Annotated in this window: 18 protein-coding genes; 11 read left to right on the top strand and 7 right to left on the bottom strand. The window is 54.8% G+C overall.

The annotated features are described in order from the left end of the window. Positions 1–91: 91 nt before the first annotated feature. Positions 92–691, top strand: coding sequence for a hypothetical protein (locus H8K03_17830; protein ID UVT19629.1), 600 nt, complete (start codon positions 92–94; stop codon positions 689–691). Positions 692–1,339: 648 nt separating this feature from the next. Then, positions 1,340–1,798: a hypothetical protein gene (locus H8K03_17825; GenBank protein ID UVT19628.1), complete on the top strand. Its 459-nt coding sequence runs from the start codon at positions 1,340–1,342 to the stop codon at positions 1,796–1,798. Positions 1,799–1,934: 136 nt separating this feature from the next. On the opposite strand, the gene H8K03_17820 is transcribed toward H8K03_17825, so the two are convergent. Then, positions 1,935–2,522 (bottom strand): DUF3365 domain-containing protein, encoded by a 588-nt coding sequence (locus tag H8K03_17820; protein UVT19627.1) that lies wholly within the window; start codon positions 2,520–2,522, stop codon positions 1,935–1,937. Between the two features lie 399 nt (positions 2,523–2,921). Here H8K03_17820 and H8K03_17815 point away from each other — a divergent pair, with 399 nt between their 5' ends. The 3 genes from H8K03_17815 to H8K03_17805 all read left to right on the top strand — a co-directional run bounded on the left by H8K03_17815 (position 2,922) and on the right by H8K03_17805 (position 4,209). Then, complete coding sequence (locus H8K03_17815) at positions 2,922–3,242, top strand: hypothetical protein (protein ID UVT19626.1); 321 nt, start codon at positions 2,922–2,924, stop codon at positions 3,240–3,242. A gap of 413 nt (positions 3,243–3,655) precedes the next feature. After that, positions 3,656–3,859 carry a superinfection immunity protein gene (locus H8K03_17810; GenBank protein ID UVT19625.1) on the top strand — a complete coding sequence of 68 codons (204 nt, stop codon included), beginning with the start codon at positions 3,656–3,658 and terminating at the stop codon, positions 3,857–3,859. A 131-nt stretch (positions 3,860–3,990) separates the two neighbouring features. After that, positions 3,991–4,209, top strand: a complete 219-nt coding sequence (locus tag H8K03_17805) for a hypothetical protein (GenBank protein UVT19624.1) — start codon at positions 3,991–3,993, stop codon at positions 4,207–4,209. Positions 4,210–4,506: 297 nt separating this feature from the next. On the opposite strand, the gene H8K03_17800 is transcribed toward H8K03_17805, so the two are convergent. The 3 genes from H8K03_17800 to H8K03_17790 all read right to left on the bottom strand — a co-directional run bounded on the left by H8K03_17800 (position 4,507) and on the right by H8K03_17790 (position 9,353). Then, positions 4,507–4,815 (bottom strand): hypothetical protein, encoded by a 309-nt coding sequence (locus tag H8K03_17800; GenBank protein ID UVT19623.1) that lies wholly within the window; start codon positions 4,813–4,815, stop codon positions 4,507–4,509. Positions 4,816–4,945: 130 nt separating this feature from the next. After that, a complete protein-coding gene (locus tag H8K03_17795; protein UVT19622.1) occupies positions 4,946–6,160 on the bottom strand; it encodes an efflux RND transporter periplasmic adaptor subunit in 1,215 nt (404 codons plus the stop codon). Between the two features lies 1 nt (position 6,161). Then, a complete protein-coding gene (locus H8K03_17790) occupies positions 6,162–9,353 on the bottom strand; it encodes an efflux RND transporter permease subunit (protein UVT19621.1) in 3,192 nt (1,063 codons plus the stop codon). Positions 9,354–10,052: 699 nt separating this feature from the next. Here H8K03_17790 and H8K03_17785 point away from each other — a divergent pair. From H8K03_17785 to H8K03_17770, 4 genes are all read left to right on the top strand, one after another. Continuing rightward, positions 10,053–11,669 (top strand): HAMP domain-containing protein, encoded by a 1,617-nt coding sequence (locus H8K03_17785; protein UVT19620.1) that lies wholly within the window; start codon positions 10,053–10,055, stop codon positions 11,667–11,669. Then, complete coding sequence (locus tag H8K03_17780; GenBank protein ID UVT19619.1) at positions 11,666–13,075, top strand: sigma-54-dependent Fis family transcriptional regulator; 1,410 nt, start codon at positions 11,666–11,668, stop codon at positions 13,073–13,075. The genes H8K03_17785 and H8K03_17780 overlap by 4 nt, the downstream gene beginning before the upstream one ends. Positions 13,076–13,692: 617 nt before the next feature. Further along, complete coding sequence (locus tag H8K03_17775; GenBank protein UVT19618.1) at positions 13,693–13,896, top strand: hypothetical protein; 204 nt, start codon at positions 13,693–13,695, stop codon at positions 13,894–13,896. A gap of 80 nt (positions 13,897–13,976) precedes the next feature. Beyond that, a complete protein-coding gene (locus H8K03_17770) occupies positions 13,977–14,159 on the top strand; it encodes a hypothetical protein (protein UVT19617.1) in 183 nt (60 codons plus the stop codon). 47 nt (positions 14,160–14,206) lie between these two features. On the opposite strand, the gene H8K03_17765 is transcribed toward H8K03_17770, so the two are convergent. Next, a complete protein-coding gene (locus H8K03_17765) occupies positions 14,207–14,482 on the bottom strand; it encodes a hypothetical protein (protein UVT19616.1) in 276 nt (91 codons plus the stop codon). An 893-nt stretch (positions 14,483–15,375) separates the two neighbouring features. Here H8K03_17765 and H8K03_17760 point away from each other — a divergent pair. Together H8K03_17760 and H8K03_17755 are read left to right on the top strand one after the other, a co-directional pair. Then, complete coding sequence (locus H8K03_17760; protein ID UVT19615.1) at positions 15,376–17,259, top strand: aminoacyl-tRNA hydrolase; 1,884 nt, start codon at positions 15,376–15,378, stop codon at positions 17,257–17,259. Positions 17,260–17,606: 347 nt separating this feature from the next. Then, positions 17,607–18,005, top strand: a complete 399-nt coding sequence (locus tag H8K03_17755; protein ID UVT19614.1) for a hypothetical protein — start codon at positions 17,607–17,609, stop codon at positions 18,003–18,005. An 87-nt stretch (positions 18,006–18,092) separates the two neighbouring features. Here the strand turns inward: H8K03_17755 and H8K03_17750 are convergent, their stop codons facing one another. Then, positions 18,093–18,911, bottom strand: coding sequence for a prohibitin family protein (locus H8K03_17750; GenBank protein UVT19613.1), 819 nt, complete (start codon positions 18,909–18,911; stop codon positions 18,093–18,095). A gap of 62 nt (positions 18,912–18,973) precedes the next feature. Continuing rightward, a complete protein-coding gene (locus tag H8K03_17745) occupies positions 18,974–19,309 on the bottom strand; it encodes a hypothetical protein (GenBank protein ID UVT19612.1) in 336 nt (111 codons plus the stop codon). Between the last annotated feature and the right edge of the window lie 463 nt (positions 19,310–19,772).

Below are 19,772 nucleotides of genomic sequence, written 5' to 3'. Positions count from 1 at the left end.
GACGTGGCTCACTCTTTGCTGACGATTCGGGCACGGGATTCTCTATTCGACAAAATACCTGAGACTGAGGAGCAAACGTGAAAGGATTGGGATGGTGAGCAAAGATACTAGCATTGCTACTGACGCGTTCCGAGAGTTGGACAAGAATTTACGGGCACAAGCACACCATGAGGCCCCCTATGAGAAGGCCCTTGGCAAAATGACCATCCGCTTTTCCTTACTCCATATCTCATTGGAGTGTTTTGCCTGGGAAGCATGGGGGCTTGCGATACGGACGGCTCTGGTTCTGACGAAGGACTTGCCGATAACGCTCCTGGTAGAGAAATTACGCTCCAGCGAGGAGTGGCTGATCTACAAAGAGAAAGACCGCGAGGACTTTCGACGTATTTTGGATAGGATAGAAAGCGCGGCAAGGAAAAGAAACGAGTTATTGCATTCACTCTGGTTTATCGACGGGGGAAAGCCCGTACGTTGTTTCAATCGCAAGAAGGCGGCAGGTGGGAATGCCTCGTCAGTGGATGACATCAACCGCTTAAGTCGAACGATCACCGAAATCCTGGCAGACTTGGTAGCATTCAGAGAGAGAAGGCCTCTGGAGCAGGTCGGGCTCGGCCTCCATGCAGACCAAAACAATCCAGCACGTGGCAGTCGTGGTGCCACGGCAATGCCAGAACACTACGACACACCATGATCCATCAGGCTCTGAGTCATTACCAATCGCCTCCTTTTGCTAAGGATTCATCTGGCTGGGTGTCATGAGATGGGACCTCGGCGGGACTCTTTCCATGCGGCCTGGACTGCCTGAGCCGTATCGTCGCCAACCGAGACACCGCCCACACGAATGCGGCGGAACACAAGGTAGCCGTATTGAACTCTGGAACCATGAACCGCGCCTCCGCCTCTGCGGTTGTCTGATGGATTCTTATGCGGATATAGGGACATTTTTGATGTCGTCCACATAAAGAAACTTCTCTTTTTCCGAAGCACTCGCTTGACCTAAGCTTCTGCAAGGAGGAAACTATATGTAGGAGTGGGTCTAGCCCATGCCTCTTCTTGTCCTACCGTGGTTCGTCACTAAGCGAAGCGTTGCGTTGGCGATCGGTTTTCTCATCATCCCAGATTCCAACGCCATTCTGGTGCGTGTCGCTATTCTGCTCTTGTGCAGAGTCTTCAAGGCAGTATGCAGGAATATCGTGATTTCCAGCCGGAGCATGTATCCAGGCCAAAGCGACATGATCATGTGTGTTCCTTGAGCAAAGGAGGTTGTTCGTCCGACTGAATAATGCGCATTTCAATAGGCTGGACGTATCGTGGGCTGTCTAACCGAAGGAGGCACGTTATGAGGGTTGGAAGATGTGTCACAAAATCTCAGTTGATGTGCGTGGCACTGGCGGTCGGCACATTCCTTGGCGTGGGGATCAGCGGTGTGGAGGTTCGAGGAGCGCAGGTTCAGAAAGTTGAGATCGTGATCCAATCCGGAGAAGCGAAGTTGGTTCGCGGCACGATGTACACCGGCTTTCCGACCGAGATCAGCATCCGCAATGAGGACTCCGTTACACACGGGTTCAATTCCTCGGCATTCGGGAGGGCCGACAAAGTCGAGATGGTTGGAGGTGCTGTTGCAGAAGGAAAAGGGGCGAATGTCTATCGGGTCGAGCCAGGCCGGACGATGGTGATTAAATTTACTCCAACGAGTGATGGCAAGGACGAAAACCGGACGCACGCATTCTGGTGTGATATGCACAAAACTGTGAAAGGCGAAATGCTTCTCATCGACCAAGTTCGGGAAGGCGGATGAGACCGAGATGGCGATCATCTCGAAGTTGGGCTTGTCTGCGGGGTGCAGAGTCCACGTAAGAATGTGTGGCTTCGGATGCGTGACGGCCGGTCGGCGCTTTTCACCGGCATGCGCCGACCGGTTGCTGTTTGCCCTGTCAAGGGAGCGGGAAACTGATCACCAGTCCTCCCATGACATCACCGACGTTGAAATCTGATCGAGGACTATTGGAGTGGGTGTTGTGGCAATCGATGCACACCCGTGTGACGGCCAGATCGGCGTAGACCGTCCCGAATCGCCGTCCGCTGGCGCCCCCGAATGTGCTGGAATAGGGCTGGGTCGGGTCGGCCTGAACGGCTTCGAGGCCGCGCCGCTCAAATTCGGTGACCGGTGCATTGGCCTTGTTGATCGGCCATTGACTGATGAGATGGTAATGGACATCGGCGCTGGTCAATTCCGCCATCTCGCTTGTCTCTTGCAGGAACTGCACGGGTAAGGGCAATGCGGTTTTCGCCCGCCAATTTTCCGAGACATCCACAATCCCTTCTTGCAGCAGTGGGTTGACGATATGGATCGTGTAAAAGTTCCGATGCGCCATGATGACCGCGTGAAGAAAGTCAGCGACGACTCTTGGAGGAATACTCGCCGGAGCTCCAGCATTTCTATCGACAGCGGAAGTGATCGGGGCAGACAGCACTGCGAGCGTGGCAATGATAGTGATCCGGACACAAGCGTTGGTCATCATGATGTCCTCTCTGTTTCAAATATGTATGAGGGTATCGTGATTACTCCTTCGTCCGTTCGTCTTTATAGGTCGCATGGCGCTGGCGGTTCAGCATCTCTCCGGACTGGATTGTAAAGCAGAAGGTTCCAAAATCTGAGCTTCGGCTAGATTAGAATTATCCTATTTATGCCGACCGTGGCAAATTCAGCGTCTGCCTGTGCCCGGGTAGAAACCTTGAGCAACGTTCATTCATGATCTCGCCCACTGTGTCTTCGACTGCGTAGGCCGCCGGTTGTCACCGTAACTTGTCTTGATGATTGTTGCCTTTCGCTGTTAGGCAGCGGCTGGAAGTCAATAAACAAGAGACTATTTGAAACAGTTGAAGTTAGGACCGGCGGCTTACGAACGAAGGGGCCGCACATGAGATTCTTCCCACTCGTGCTTCTCATCGTGGTCCTCACCTGCTGTTCGGTCCTGGTTCCTCCGGCTTGGAGTCAGGGCCCTCCTGACATACAGCTCACTGCCGCCGCTGCCACGATCCTCTATTTCCCGTTTAAAGCAACATTTGCTCTCGGGGGTGGCATCGTCGGGGGCCTCGCCTATGTATTGTCGGGATTCTGTGAGACCACGGCGAACAGAATCTGGATCCCTACTATGTATGGTACCTACATTCTTACGCCGCAGCATCTCAGTCGAGATCGTCCGATACGTTTTGTTGGCGTTGAAGCCGAAATCGACTAGCTTCTAGGTGCAAGTATGGCTGAGAAGACATGCGCCCATCCTTGTCCCGCCAGCGATGCGTGCATCGGTTTGGCATGATAGGCGTATGCTGATAATGATGTCGGGTTCCACCGATTGATAGCCCGAAGGTCATCTGCTACAGTTCGCCCACTCATGCCTAGACCACGCTCAGAAAACGTGAAACAGCAGTATGGGCTACGTCTTGGCCCTCACGTATGTAGGATCTGGAGCATGTTTCAGTAGATCATGAAAGGGACATGAACGAACTTGTTGAAGATGCGATTACGGATCTTCTGAAGAAGTACCCCGATAAAGGGAAGGGGAAACGAGCTTCTGTGATTGACGTAGAAAGGCTTCTGCCGAAGAGCCACTAGAAGAGAACGCCCTGCGACCTCGAAGGAAGGGTGTGCCCCATGGACGATGATATCGTCACTGATCTTTACGTCGTGGGCACCGCGTTCTTGTATTGCATTCCCTCGTTTGTCGCCCTCGGGCGAGGACATCGCAACTGCATCACGATTTTGGTCGTGAATCTCTCGTTAGGATGGACGGTGGTCGGCTGGGTGGGTGCGTTGGTCTGGTCGTTAACGAGCCGACAGAGAGAGCGCGAGTCCTGACTGAGCGCAATCGGCAGCCGCCGAAGGGGACATGAGTCAGTAAACTATCGAAGAACATTTACTGCCGCCAGTCCATCGACGGCCAACCACGGTGGTGCGCGGTACAGCACCGCCTAACCCACGAGGGCATTATGGCCAACTCCGGTGATCCGGTACCATTCACACGCTCAGTGGTTCGGTTTGTGTCGAGCTGCACGCCGATCGAACGGCATCTTCTATCCGGTAAGCCGCTCGCAGATAGTGAACGCGATTTAATCTACAACACGGTGCTGATCCTGCAGGCAGCGCTCGAAGTATGGCAGAGAAAACACGGCATGCCTTTCAGTAAAGCGCCTCGACCTGATCACTAGTCATCATGACGCGGGCGGGAGTAGCGCGGATATCAACGCCTGAATCGTGAGCGGCGCATTGTCCTCTGACCGGTTATTCACCAAGACATAGGCCGGTTTCGCCAGGTTGATCGATTGCTGGATGAAACCGCATCTTTTCGCATTTCTGGCAGCTCGCCTACGATCTTGGTATACGGCTCTGCCCGTTTCTTGGCCTCCTCATAGGGCATCTTCAATGGAAGCCTTCTTCCATGCGCTTGTGGTGCTCAGCAAGTGAGGGCCCCGGGTTTGTATGCTCTCGAGGCCTAGTCCAGCGCGTTACAGATGCTCTTCACACGGAGAAGAAAATACCTTGAGCGGGATAGGTGTGTCATATGGAGCAGCGTCGGTTCGTGTGGTGTGAAGCGTCTTCAACGCGATGACGGCCCTCTCCACTTGGTCTGAGGGGAGAACTGCAAAAATAATGGCATTGATCTCAGGGCTGAGAAATGTCCCATAGACTCGACCAGCCCCGCCCTTCCCCATGACGTTGTTGAGGATGGAGTACGCCGTAACCCCGTTTTTGTGTAAGAGCTCTTCTAAGTCGCTTAGCATCGAGTTCCGAGCCACGATGATGAGATTTCTCATGTGCGCACCATCCTTCTTTCCAGACCCATACCATATGGGTGACAACGCGAGCGTGGCCATCGCCAGCTGCGACAGGTAACGAGTGTATCGGATGCCGCTTGTACGTGTGACTCCATAAACAACCGTGGTGTCATAGAGGCTTTGCTAGTTGTTCCTTGGGTACGATGGGTGCCGTTCCTTCCTCAGTCAGCAGGTCGTACCCTGGAGCAGGCTTCACGATCCGCACCTTGTCTCCTTCGAGCAACGCGCTACTGGGGTTATTGACGATACGGTCGTTTTCGGCGATCCCATCTTGGACCTCAACAGTGCTGTCAAGCATTTTAGCCACGGCAATCGATTTGTAATGAATCCGGTCGTCCTCTGTGAGGACGGCCACCTGCGTGCCATGCTCCTGAAATACCATCGCGCTGGTCGGAATCGTGATCACGCCTGCCTCCACCGGGGCCGTCAGCCGCACGGTGGCATAGGAACCCGGCCAGAGCATGCGGTCCTTGTTGTCCAGGGTAAAGACCGTGACCGCCGTGCGGGTGTTCACATCGAACCCTTTCGCCACGGTCAAGAATTCGAAGGCGAAATGGCGCTTGGGGATTTGCGGCACGGTTACTTCGGCCGTCAGGCCGGGGTTCAGGAAGGGACCAAAATTTGCCGGTACGTTCACAAACAGACGCAGCTTATCCACCACAGCGACGGTAAACAGGTTGTTTTTGGCGTTGGTGGTATTGATGCTGCCTTCTTTGGACACCAAGTCCCCGACATTGATGTTCCGCTGTATCACCACTCCGTCGAAGGGTGCGATGATCTGTTTAAATCCAATGAAGGCCTCAATATTCTTCACCTTTTGCTCAGCCGCCGCGAGTTTCGCTGCCGCTGCTTTCGCTTCAGCAAGTTGTACGGAGATGGCTTGCTCAGAAAGCGCTTGGTTTTCTCGCATGGCGAGGTAGCGCTGGGCGGTCAGTTGAGCCAGTGCGTTCCTGGCACGCTCGGCCTGCAAATCTGCATGGGCCTGTCGATATTCGGCATCGAGATCCGGTGTATTGATTTCGGCGAGGATGTCACCTTTCTTCACAAGACTGCCATAGTCCTTGTACCAGGCCTTCACGTAGCCTTCGACACGCGCATAGATGGGCGCCTCGTACCACCCCTCAATCGTGCCGGGCAGCGTAATGGAATCGGTTGCCGGCGACGGTTTGGCTTGTATGAGGGCTACAGATGGGATGGCGGCTTCGAGGGTGGTCTCCTCCAATGCTTTACCCGCCTGTTGACCTTCAACGTACCGGTACACGAGGAACATGAGAACTAAGATGACGGTTAAAACCACGCCTAGTTTTCCGCTCATGGCATTCATGTCAGATAGACTCCTTTTGCACGGCGGTTCGTCGAGAATAGATCATGGCATAGACGCATGGAACGAAGAACAGCGTAAACAGGGTGGCAACGAACAAGCCGCCCATGACGGCACGACCGAGCGGCGCATTTTGTGAGTTCGCCGTCGCCATCGGAAGCATGCCGAAGATCATGGCTGCTGCAGTCATGAGCACCGGCCGAATACGAGCCGTACCGGCTTCTACCGCAGCCAACAGAGCGTCGCCATGGACAGCGATCCGCTCGCGGGCGTATGACACGAGAAGGATGGAATTGGCGGTTGCCGTACCCATGGTCATGATGGCGCCCATGAGAGCCGGCACGGAAATATTCGTATGAGTGATGAACAGGGCCCACGCGATACCAGCCAAGGCTCCGGGCAAGGCCGTAATGATAATGAAGGGATCGAGCCATGACTGAAAGTTGACGACGATCAAGAGATATACCAATACGACTGCGACCAGGAGCCCCAAGAGCATTTCAACCAGAGCCTGGTGCATCACCTCGGCCTGGCCCTTTATTTCAATCACTGCACCCGTGGGCAGCTCTCCTTCCATCTGATGCGTGATCTGCTGGACATCCGCAAGGACCTCGCCGAGGGACCGGTCCTCTGCGGCAACATAGACGTCGATCAGCGGCATGATATTCCCGTGCGTGACCGCCCCCGGTGTACCGACCGGTCTTAAATTGGCGAGGTTTCCGAGGAGCTGAGGATTCACGACTCCTCCCTCCGACGTGGACTCGTGTCCTTCCTTAGCGATGGGGACAGTCATAAGATCTTTGAGACTCGTGAGCTGCGGTTGCGGCGTATACACATTGATCCGATAAGACATGCCGGTCGCGCGATCGAGCCAATACTTCTGATCGACCTGTTGGCTGCCGGCGGTGGTGACGAGCATATTGTTCCCGAAGTCCGTCTGGTCCAGGTTCATCCCCAGCGCGAACCGTCGATCTGCCTCTGCAAGTAGCGTCGGCATGCCCATCGGTTGCTGGACCACCACGTCGGTGGAGCCGGGGATCTGCCGCAACCTTCCTGCCAATTTACGGGCAAACTCATGGTTGGCATAGATGTCCGGACCGTTGATCTGCACATCGATCGGCGCGAGAGAGCCGAAATTGAGGATTTTCGCGGTGAGATCGGCCGGCTGAAAGGTGAATTCGGTTCCTGGATAGCGGGCATTCAGCCCCTTGCGGAGGGTGCGGCGATAGTCCCACACGGGCGACTGTCCGTTTTTTAACGAAATGGTGAGGTCGCAGTCCTGCGTACCAACGGTCGGTGTTGGAATGAAGGCGAGGTTGTGGGCCCCGACTGGAATGCCGCAATTGCTGACAATGGATTCCACCTGGCCCGGCAGCAGTTGTTCGATATCCTTCGCGACCAGGGAGGTCAACCGAGCGGCCACTTCGATGCGCGTACCCAGGGGCGCCCGCATGTGCAACTGCATGATCCCGGACTTGATCTCGGGGAAGAACTCCGTGCCGCTGAAGTAAAAGAGCACAAGGGAACCCATCGATATCACGAACGAGACCGTGACGAACATGCCACGATGGGCCACCGCCAGTTTGAGGCGAGCACTGTAGCCGTCGCGGAAGCGATCAAAGCTGTGTTGGAACCACTGCTGGAAGCGGACGAGAGCACTCCCCGATTGGCCCGCTTGGTGGTGGCCTTCGTGCCCGGATGTATGCGGGCCACCGTGAGGCTTCAGGATATATTTCGCCATGGTCGGCACCAACGTATACGTCAAGATAAAGGAAGCCACCATCGAATAGATGACCGCTTTCGCCATTGGCGGGAAGACCCAGCCGGAGATTCCGCTCAGATGAAACAGCGGCACCCAGACAATCGTAATGGCGAGCGTGGCGACGAACGTGGGCAAGAGGATCTGATTGGCGGCCTCGATGATCGCCTCCTCCAGCGCTTTACCCATCGCGAGGTGAGTGTCGACATTTTCGATCATGACCGCGGCGTTGTCGACGAGAATGCCGACGGCCAGCGCCAATCCGCCCAGGGTCATGACGTTAATCGACTCTTCTTGAATGTGCAGCAAAATGAGCGCGCTCAGGATAGAGAGCGGGAGCGAGGTGAGGACGATGAGCGTCGGTCGCCAGGATCCCAGGAGGAGTAACACGATGAGCCCCACCAGCGCGGCGGCAGTCAGCATTTCGTGCACCACGTCCGCAATCGCATCTTTTACGAATTGCGAGGCATCGATGAGGAGCTTGACTTTGACATCTTTCGGCAGAACATCCTGGAGGCGCGGAATGATTTCCTTTATTCCGTGCACGACTTCTAACGTGGAGGCCTCGCTGCTTTTCATGACCACGACGATGACGGCTTGCTGGCCCTCAACGATCACGGCGTTCGTTTGCACCCGGCCGGCGAGGCGAGTGACGGCCACGTCACGCAAATGAATGAAGGAGTTGCCGTCTCGCTTGATCGGGATTTCGTCGAAATCCTCGATCTTCAATGCGGATGCATTCGTCAGGACGAGCCAGTCGGTCGCCTTCAGCTTGATATCCCCTCCCGGCAGCACCAAATTCTGCCTGGAAACAGCCTCGTGAATATCCGCCGGGGTGAGGTGACGGGCGAGTAGTTTCTGCTGATCGAGATTGATCATGACCTGCATGTCCTGGCCCCCATAGGGGTGCGGCAGGATCGCGCCAGGGATCGTGACGAGGAGGGGACGGACTCGCATAATGGAGAGGTTATAGAGTTCCGCCGGGGTCAGCGTATCCGAAGTGATTTGCAATGTAGCCACCGGCACCTGAGAAGGGAACAGCCGCATGACCATCGGCGCGTTAATATCCGGCGGAAGCGCCTTGACGGTCGTCTGCGAAATCGCCGCGATATCGGCTTCGCTCCCACCCAGGTCGACTCCGTCCTGAAGATAGACATTGATGATGGCGTTCCCGAATAACGAATTACTCCAGATGTATTTGATGCCCTCGACCGTCTGAGTCAGAAATCGTTCAAACACATAGGTAATGCGGCCCTCGACGTCCGCCGGCATCAGGTTGTCGTAGATCCAGACGATGGAACTGACGGGAATTTGGATCACCGGAAAGACGTCGGTCGGAGCTTCAGTCACCGCCAACGCGCCGAACAGCACGATGAGGACGGCGAGAACCACAAAGGTATAGGGCTTACTTAGGGCTACCTGGACGAGCTTATTCATGCGAGCTACCTCTCGGCGGATAGGGGCTATTGTTTCATGTAGACCAGCGTCGCCTCGGATGCGAGCACGTTCTGGTTAATTCCAACCTCGTTTTATGTTCATTTACGTCTAATAGTGATTCATCAGCTCTTTTGACGCGCTCAGCAACCGACACCCTGTCACAACGATGTGTGAGCCAATGAGCAAGGAGTTTGCCTGGGTGCGCAAAGGATCTGTGTCACGGAATTCTGTGGCAATTCGATGCGCTGGGTATGATTGGAAAAAATCTGGCGTACCACAATGACACACGAGTGCCAAAGGTATCCGCTTGGCACAGACACATCTGTGCCACAGGTCACCATCAGATACGGAGCGGTGGTCGTGTGTTCATTCGGTGATGGGAATGCTTCTCAGAGCAATTTTCCTCGTGGATCGAGGCGGGATGGTGCTTGAGGAGGCACCGATATATCGCATGGAACAGGTGCCGTATGGTGTGACAATGACAGGGCTGCCCATCGCGGCATCGCTTGTGTATGTCACACCGTGCGAACGAGGGGTTGGAACCGTCTTTCAACGGCAGTCGTGTGCCTGATTCAGCAACATAATGGACGCTCAGGAGTCTTACAACGGTGAAGAACGGTGAAGATAGAGGAGCATATTTCTCCGTCTTCAACTCGCCTTTCAAATAATATCAATAGAATCAATGCGGTGGAGACATCCATGAAGCCATTCAAGTTTCGAGGCATCATGGTTTGGGTCACCATCACCGGGGTGATGCTCGTGGCGCTCTCGATTGTATTTATTACCATTCTTGAACGTCAGATCATCGATCGTGCGGGAACGCACAACCGGGAGATTGCGTTTGTGCTCCTTTCCCAGTCAGTCAGCGCCATGATTAGCCAGGCAGGCGGAATCCAAGACGTGAGGGCTCTGGAAGGTTTGATCCATGAGATCATCGAGATCCACCCCGAAATTCTGCGGCTCTCGGTGTACGAGATCTCACCTCAATCCAGTTCCCTCATTGCGAGCACCGAGTCTCAGTTGGTGCCAACGATATTGGATTCACAGGAACGGGCGAAGGTTGAAGCGAGGGGCTCCGTCATGCAACTCGAGGATGCATCGGGAGAGAGAGCCGTGCGCATGACCGCTCCGATTGAGATTGACGGCAAGGTCGTTGGGGCCTTACGCGGACTGTTTTCTGTGAAGGAGTACGACGACCTCATCAAGCAGGAAACCGAGTTGGCCAAGTCAATTGGCATCGGCGTTGTGGCCGTCACATCGCTGACCTTGTGGCTCTTGATCCGGGTCAAGGTCCATCGGCCTGTTCACCGGCTGTTGCATGCCATACGAAGTGTCGAAGCGGAAAACCTATCCAGCCATCCGCTGACCCACTACCCCTCCGAAATCCAAGAGGTGGCGATTCAGTTCAATAAGATGCTCGATCGCGTACGGGAAGCCGGGATAGAAAAGGATGCTCTCCTGGACAAGGTTCGCCATTTCAACGAAACACTTCAGATTCGGGTCGCGGAGGCAACCGAGGAACTGCAGCGAGCCAATCTCGAACTCGTCGAAGCAAGGCTTGCCGCTGAACGAAGTCAACGGTTAGCTGCACTGGGAGAATTTTCTGCCACCGTGGCCCATGAATTGGGCAACCCTTTGAACGCACTCTCCGGTCATCTGCAAATGCTCACTGGCACGACTGATTCCGCCAGTCGCCACCGGCATCTTGCCGTCATTCGGTCGGAAGTCAACCGTATGGTCAGTATCATCAAGCAGCTGTTGGATCAGACTCGTATGCAGCTCCGCTCAGCCCGTGTGAATCTCAATGGAACTATCCAGGAGGTGACGACCCTCCTCTCCCCCGGTCTGCCGAGGCAGCACGTCACCCTGAAGACCGACTTGCAAGACGATCTTCCACCGGTCGCCGGGGATGCCCGTGCGCTGCACGGGTTGCTGTTCAATCTGGTCACCAACGCCATCCAAGCGATGCCGCTCGGCGGAGAATTGACCATCCGGACCCGTATCGCGTGCGGCGAAAGGCCTCCTGGAATTGTCATGGTGGGTGAAGGCGCTCCGATCGAAGAAGCGACGGTTCGCTTGACGATCGGGGACACGGGCACAGGGATCCCTTCGGAGCACCTCCCCAGAATTTTCGAACCGTTCTTCACGACCCGGCATGATCAAGGAGGGACGGGACTTGGGCTGGCGATCTGTCACCGCGTGGTGACCGACAGCGGCGGCAGGCTGGCCGTGAAGAGCCACGTAGGGCACGGAACTGAGTTCACCATTGATCTGCCTATCTGGAACACCGAGCGGAACATACGGAGACATCAATGAGTGATTCACCTTCGATACTTCTCGTCGATGACGACCAGCGGAATCGAGAGATGATGGCGGAAGCCTTGAACCAGGCCGGCTTTGAAGTGGACACCGCCCGTGACGGCGCAGAAGCCATGAGCAAGATCGATGTGGTCCCGTATGATGCTGTCCTGAGCGACATCCACATGGTCCCCTATTCTGGTCTGGACCTGCTGGATTCCTTTCGCAAGACCCTGCCGGAAATGCCCATCGTGCTCTTGACCGCCTTCGGCTCCGTTGACACGGCAATCCAGGCCATGAAGCACGGGGCGTTCGATTACATCGCCAAGCCGGTGAATCTCGACGACCTCGTGGTCACGATGAAGCGGGCCGTCGAGCATCGGCGCCTGATCGAGGAAAATCGCACGCTCAACCGTGCAATCCGTGAACGGCCGCGGACCGCTTCTCTGATCGGGCAAAGCAAAAAGATGGTCGAGGTCTTCAAACTTATCGGAAAAGTCACCCACAGCCGGACAGCCGTCTTGCTTCAGGGAGAAAGCGGCACCGGCAAGGAATTGATCGCCCAGGCGATTCACGACCACAGCCCGCGTTCGATACACCGGTTCGTCGCCGTCAACTGCAGCGCGATCCCCGACTCGTTGCTCGAAAGCGAACTCTTCGGCCACACCAAGGGTTCATTCACCGGCGCTCATACGATGCGGCGCGGCTTGCTTGAAGAGGCAAGCGGTGGCACGTTCTTCCTGGATGAGATTGGTGATCTCACTCCGGCTGGGCAGGCCAAACTTCTGCGTGTCCTTCAAGAAGGGGAAATCAGAAGGGTCGGCAGTAATGAGTCGGTACGGGTTGATCTGCGGATGATCGCGGCCTCCCGCCGAAACCTTGCTGAGTTAACGGCGGCCGGTCGATTTCGTGAGGATTTGCTTTATCGGCTGAACACGGTCACGATTGTCATCCCACCGCTTCGGGAACGGCCTGAAGATATTCAGCTACTGGCCGAATTCTTCCTGGGACAGTATGGCGACCAGAAGGAAGTGCCTGTCACGTCGTTTTCCTCTTCCGCCATGCAAGCGTTGACCGACTATTCATGGCCGGGGAATGTGCGGGAGTTAGAACACGTCGTGGAACGAGCGGTAACGCTGGCCAGCCACGCGGTTCTCTCGATCGATGATCTTCCACCTGAAGTCCTTCGTAAAGGCAGAGATCTGGTATCCCATACACAAACACAGATTCTCCCGGGCACACTCAAAGCGTTGCAGCGCGATCAGGTGCTCAAAATGCTGGAGGCAACCCACGGCAACAAGGAGCGGGCGGCACGTTTGCTTGGCATCAGCAGGCGGACGTTGTATCGCCACATCGAACGCCACGGTCTCGGTAAGCCTCCGTCATCACCCGAGGCTGATACTTCAGATTCCATCCCTTCCTGATTGATTCAACAGCCAGCTATCTCGCTTCCAGTGTGCTGTTGCGGCATATCATCCAGACTGTCGCTAAGCCTGCGCGACAGTGTCCAAAATGGATTCCAGCCGTAATCGTATCCAATGGCCCAATTCTCCCTCATGAATGAAAAAGCTCCGTTATGATCACTGGTATCACGTTTGCTAGTGATGAGAGTAAGGCTTGAGACCGAGCCGGGGAGGCCTTCACAGAAAGGAGAGTGCCAGATGCGTGTTATCCGTTTCGTCGGATTGATCCTGATATGGTACTGGTTGGAAAGCTGAGTGACTGCCCCACTGCTTCCTCCGAAGGTCGTGAAACCATCAGCTTTGAGTTCAAGCGCTGGATGGAGTTGACCTCCCCTCAGCGGTAAACCAGTTCAATGAATGGAGCGGTCCTATCCTGGAGCCCTTGCAGAGGAAAGTTCGACAGACGGATAGTGACCAGCCGTAGGGAAAGGAGCTCTGTTTAGCTGCACTCCCATTCTTTCACGTTCACGTTATCGCTCTAGGGTTTGTCCCAGCGCTGTGCCCCATTGAGGCCTATTAGGCTGGGGCCTTGTACACAGGAGGAATCCAGTCCATCGGCCACGAGAGGAGAGGTAATCATGGCTATGACGGTTCAATACTGTTCGACATGTTGTGATCGGTTGTCATTCACCGCACCAAGGAATGAAGACGAAATCAAACTCTACTGGGCCAAGCTCCGAAGGCATGGGTCGGTCACTCGCCAGGGAATATGTGATCATTGTGGACGGGAGGCCAGCGTGACCAGTTATCCGGTGCCCGATTGGGTCACCCAAGCCGGATAGAATTATCCAGTCAGTTTCCGTGACTGTCGATTTCGGCAGGTGTAGAGCATCTACGCCGGTCTAAATGCGCGAGGAATGCCATGTCCACTTATTCGGATTATCCCTTCCACGTCTTTGCCAATATCGGTCACCTCGATAACCTCGTCTCGGTGAAGCAGTTCTCCACGAAGGGAGATGCTGAAGCCTGGATCGTCCGGCAGCAAGCTGAACGGCCTGGATACTACAAGGTCATTCCTGAGGTGGAGTTTGACGCGGGGGCTTAGGTGCATAACTTTCGTATTGCTTCATCTCGAGGAAAACTCTCAATCCCTCAATCCTTGGGCCAATACTCTCGATGAAAATCTTTTAACACCCCGACTGGCGAGAACTTCAGCGTTTTGTTCCATCCCTGACTTCCACCATACCCTCTCCATTCCCACGTACACACCTCTTCACCATCGATGGTCTTCAGTTGCTTTGACGGGTTCCCCCACTCATGAACATAGTAATCCTTGGTTTTGGCCCCGACTTCTTGTCGCGTCTGCTCGTCAAATGCTTGCCACCGTTGCTCAAGCGTCCAATAGCATCCCGCCAGTGATAACAACATCAGGACAAAACTGATCACTATCCGCTGGGGCGTGTGTGCTCTCACTCTCAGTGTTTGGACAGGTAATTCTGGCTATTCCCACCCGTAAGCATTCTGTGCAAAGCGGTCGATGCATGGAGGTCGTTGACGAGTTTGAAATCGCTGATTATCTGGTGAAGCACTTCCTAAAACATCCCAGCACCAGACACGAATCCCAGCGTAGCGACGGGTTGCGATTCTGGAAATGGTAGGCGGGGGTATGTTTGGCTTAATTGCTGGGTGGGAAACGAGTGCAGGGGTGCAGAAGAATGACGTTATTGGGCTGCCTCTGTCTGTCCCCTACCCACCCCTCGCTGTAGGTCCACCCTATCCCATGTCAAATTCATAATCTCACCAAATCGCTGCCGAGATGGTACGCCGATAGCAGGACCGGTCCAAGCTGAGGTTTGGCACTCTGGTAAAGCTTCGTCCATTCCTCCTCTGACAGTACCTTATCCCGTTCATTATGTGGGTTGGGCAAGGGACCCGCAGAAGCCGGATTAGTCAGCGTTAGACACAACTGATGAGCGAGCTTCTCTAGTGTGTTAGCCGGCTCCCTCATCCCGTACGGGGCAGTCGGGACTTACGTTGCAATCGCAAACTCTAGAGACAGAGCCTCGGCACGGTTCCTGGCGATTTGACAAGTGCCATTCCCTGCACCAAATCCGCTCTCGGATTTTGAGGTTCCCCCAAAATGTCAGAATCTCTCTCGTGTGATGCCCACAGGGGGTGAGACTCAGACAGTTAGCCTGAATCCATTTTGATTCTATGTGAATCAGATCAATACACTTCGTAGGTGTATTCACTTGCGTAACTCTTTTTCTTTCAATGAGATTATGCCAGGCGCGCTCCTTGCTAAGGGCACGGAGGAACGAATGGCAACTTCACTAGAACATATCAGAGATCTTCGTGACCGTGCCTGGAGCTGGTTTAAATTCTGGACCCTCCCTGTCCGAAATTACACGCGGAAGCGGCTGCGGCTCGTGGTCCTACGGGTTGTCGTTAGGATCGTCACCATGTACAGGCTGAACCTCCAGAGAGTCGTGTTCATCGGCGTAACCGGCAGCTGTGGCAAGACATATACAAAGGAAATGATCGCTGCCGTGCTGTCCAGTCGATACCAAGGGTATAAAAGCCCGTGGAATCGTAATCTGGTCACAGATGTCATACGGTCAATCTTACGGACTCGACGGGGGCATACATTCTGCGTCCAGGAGTTCACGGTCGGGGGGATTGGCGATGAGATCTCGCTCGAGACACAGTACCACATGTTTAAGCCGCAGCTGGGTGTGGTGACCACCGTTGGAGATGATCATATCAGCGCGCACGGCAGTAGAGAGGCGATTGCCGCGGCCAAAGGGAAATTGATTGCCGCGCTCCCGAACGATGGCACTGCGATCCTCAATGCGGATGATCATCTGGTCCTGGCGATGCAGAACCGATGCAAAGGGCGCACACTGACGTACGGCTTGTCCCCGGACGCCATGCTGCGTGCCGAAGATATTCGGGACGATTGGCCCCACCGGTTGTCCCTGACCGTTCTGCATAAGGGCGAATCGGTTCGAGTTCACACTCAATTGTGCGGCGCCTACTTAGTGCCGAATGTGCTTGCCGCGATAGCCGTCGGCCGAACAATGGGTGTCAGCCTTCAATCGGCGGCGGCGGCGCTGGAAGGCATGGCTCCACTCGAAGGTCGCATGTGCCCAGTTCTCAGCCCCGATGGTGTGACGTTTCTATGCGATGACGCGAAGGCTCCCCTATGGACCATTCCCCCGGCGTTAGACTTCATGCGACGCGCGACTGCACAACGCAAAATCATTATTCTGGGCACGCTTTCTGACTACCTCGAACCAAGGAACCCGACCTATGCTCGCGTCGCCAGACAAGCGTTGGGCGTGGCGGATTACGTGTTTTTCGTCGGCCGATGGGCCTCACGCTGTCTGCGTGCCAAACGGCATGTCGAAGACCACGCCCTGCAGGCTTTTGTGACCGTCGACCACATAAATCGATTCTTGCCCGGCTTCTTGGAGTCAGGGGATTTGGTCCTCATCAAAGGATCAGGCTCCGATCATTTATCGCGCATCGTCTCGGCTTGGAACTCCAAGCCGCAGGGGCGATCTGTCGATGTTCATCCCCATCTCGACAGTTCAGTCACGACAAAGATCGCGAGCGGTGCTCCCAATATGTCGACCGATAACGTGAGCATCAACAAGGGGGTCGGTCAACTAGTCGTAGGCTTAGGGAACCCCGGCAAGCGGTTTGAGCACACTCCTCACAATGTGGGCCAACGGACGCTGGAGCTGCTCGCCGAATTGTTGCAAGCGCATTGGTCGAAGGAAGAGTGTGGAGTCGTGGCGAGAGCTTCAGTGCAAGGCCAGGAGGTGCTCCTGGTTAAACCGGCGACCGAAATGAACCATACTGGACCCTGGATGCGGAAGGTGGCGGATCAATGGAAATTGAGGGCCCCAGACTGTCTGCTCATTCAAGATGACATACATCTCAAGTTAGGGCAGATCCGCAATCGAATGAGCGGCAGCGCAGGTGGGCATAAAGGCGTGCAGTCTATCATCGCCGAATTCCAGACCGAAGGTATTCGTCGAGTTAAAATTGGGGTGGGCCTACCAGCCGATGGGACACCGGTTCCAAGATATGTGTTGACCCCCTTTGAATCTTCGGAGCGCGACACTATTGAGAACGCTTGCGGCCAAGCAGCTATCCGGGTACTCGAGATGATCAAAATGCATCCCATCAGTGCCTAAGGTCTGCCGATCATGCCTGGGCAGCAGGTGTTAATACGGTGTTTAACAAGAGCGACAAAGTCGACTGAAGTGAAATGAAATGGTACGAAATCAGACTACAACGAAATGGGCTATGTAATTGAAGGGAAAGCGGGATTGCCCATGCCCTCAATGACTTGAGCAATCCCCTTCACTAATTCCCAATCCGCGGGTCGTAGATTCAATTCGTATCCGGGGCATCAACCTTTTTTTGATATTCCAACCATTTTAGTCTCTTTCTTCCTTCTGCTCTCCTCATCAAGCGATGTACCTTGACACCCATGCACCCATCCAGTACGGTCACGCGCACGAACTCCTTGGGTAGGTTGATGGAACGCCAGAGCACGATCCTTTCAGAAACCCGCCGCGGATTCCTGTTTGGGACCATCATTATTTTCGTCGCCATCACCTTGGTCTTGCTGTTATGGCCTCAAGGGGTTCCTGAGTGGGCCCCCTACCCCGCCATCGTTGGGCTTCTCGCTCAGGTTCTTCTCATCCACCGACGAGAGCAAGCATTGTACAGCCAGCGCCGGTGGCGGTTCTGGTATGCGTTGGCCGTCGCGGGGTTTGCGTGTGACCTCATGACCAAGCATCTCTGGAGGGAGCACGATATCCTCGTCGATCCTCTACAAATCCGCAGCCAGCTCCTACTGGGAGGGCTCCTGTTGTTTTATGTCATGGTATTCCCCATCACGTTACATCTGGCCATCCGCAATAAGAAGTCTTAAGGTCTGCATTCGCACGAGATTTGGGAGAGCCATCGGTGACTCGTAGGCCGCATTGCCTGGGCTCCCAATCCAGTCAGACTCTAGATGTCACTTGCCTGATGCCGGTAATTCCCCAGGATTGACTAGAAAGGGAACCTTCATGTGCTCCGGCAAAATCACCAGCTTGGAATTGGGACTGTCATACAATTTGTATTGGAGGAAGGCCGGCGTCAGGGTTTTTGTAATTGTCTCCTGTGCCTGTGCCTGTCCGTCAGCCCGAATGCGAATCGCATCCCCCTCGCCCTTGGCCCGAGTACGGGCAATCTCCGCATCCTTCGCCGCGATGGTCAGCTCAAACTCCTTCTGTTCCTTTTCCTGCTCTTTGGCCTGTTTCAGTTCAATGGCACGCAGCACGAGTTCTGGAAAATCTACGTCCGATAAAGCCACGTTCTGAACTTCCAAGTGACGACCTTTGAGATTTTCGATGACGACCGCTCGAACTTTGCCGGCGATTTCTGTGCTCTTTTCCGGAACCGTCACCATATTGTAGCCGGAGACGACACTCCGAACGGCCGCCATAAATTGAGGTTTGACAATGCGGACGTAGTAGTCTGTTCCCACTTCTTGATTGAGAAAGTACAGCTCCTCTGGGATAGGCCGAATGATGATCGCCGCCTTGATCAGTACCTGAAGGTCATCCGCACTCAAGGCATCAATATTCTCCGTGTGACTTTGCCATTTGACATCATAGACATACACATCATTCCATGGTGCGCGCCAGTAAAACCCATCTTTCAGTGGTTCTTGGGAAAGCCCCTGAGAGAGGGGGTGCCAAAACAATCCGCGCTGGCCTGGTTGGATGGTTGTTCCACAGGCCGTGGTCAGTAGGAACGTGACCACGAGACTCGTCACGATTGGGCGTGTCATTGCGTCCTCCCTCGTAGCCACACTCTGTGTGGCCGGTTAGTGCTCTCTCGCGATGGTGTGACTTACTTGGACGACCGATCCTTTCCAAGGCGCATGTGTAGCTCCGCCAGTCGGTCTTGCTCTTGCGCGACTTCTTGATAGAACTGCACTAAGAGCCGCGTGCCGGATACCCAGTCAGACTCTTGCCCGAAGAGCCGTTCATAGACCGCTGCCTGATTGCTCAGTTCTTCGACCTGCTGGCGTGACAGACGTGCCTCGTGAAGGTAGTGACGTGCAATAGTCTGATGATCGTCGCCTGGATTGAGCGTGGTCATTTCTAGTGGGGCAGTGACTCCACTGCTGCACCCTGTCTGAAGGAAGAGACCGAGTACCAAGGAGGACACAACGGCATGTTTCATGAGGCCACCTTCATCTCAACAATGATGATCGAGCCGGATCCCTTGCCGACAGTTTGTCGAGATGGGGACTTATCAGTTAGCAAGATGCACACGTGGCCATTGTGCGCGCGCAACCTGTTCCTTCGGGATAGAGGCCTCTATGAGAGCGCTCACTCGATTCGCCTTATACGTCAATTTAACAGTGTGGGTAGGCCTCGATGTTTGGACAGAGGACTCCCTGCAGACGCAGAGCCGAGCAGGTTCAGTGCCATCGCTAGAACGCTGACCGGCTCTTTGCAGATCGGAAGTGAGCAGATATTTAAGATATAAAAGTTACAAAGGGTTGAGCGATGCTCCGCCTCGCAGCAATGCTGGATCCTTAGATGTGTGTGTTGCGCTTTGATCGTGTATGCGCGGAAATACAAAATCGGGCTGTGCACAATCGCACTTTTACGAGATGAATGTCGTCCCCATCAAGCTCGAT

Origin of the sequence: Nitrospira sp. (genome assembly GCA_024760545.1) — a bacterium.
Classification (GTDB): Bacteria; Nitrospirota; Nitrospiria; order Nitrospirales; family Nitrospiraceae; genus Nitrospira_D.
This window is presented reverse-complemented; position numbering and strand designations above follow the sequence as displayed.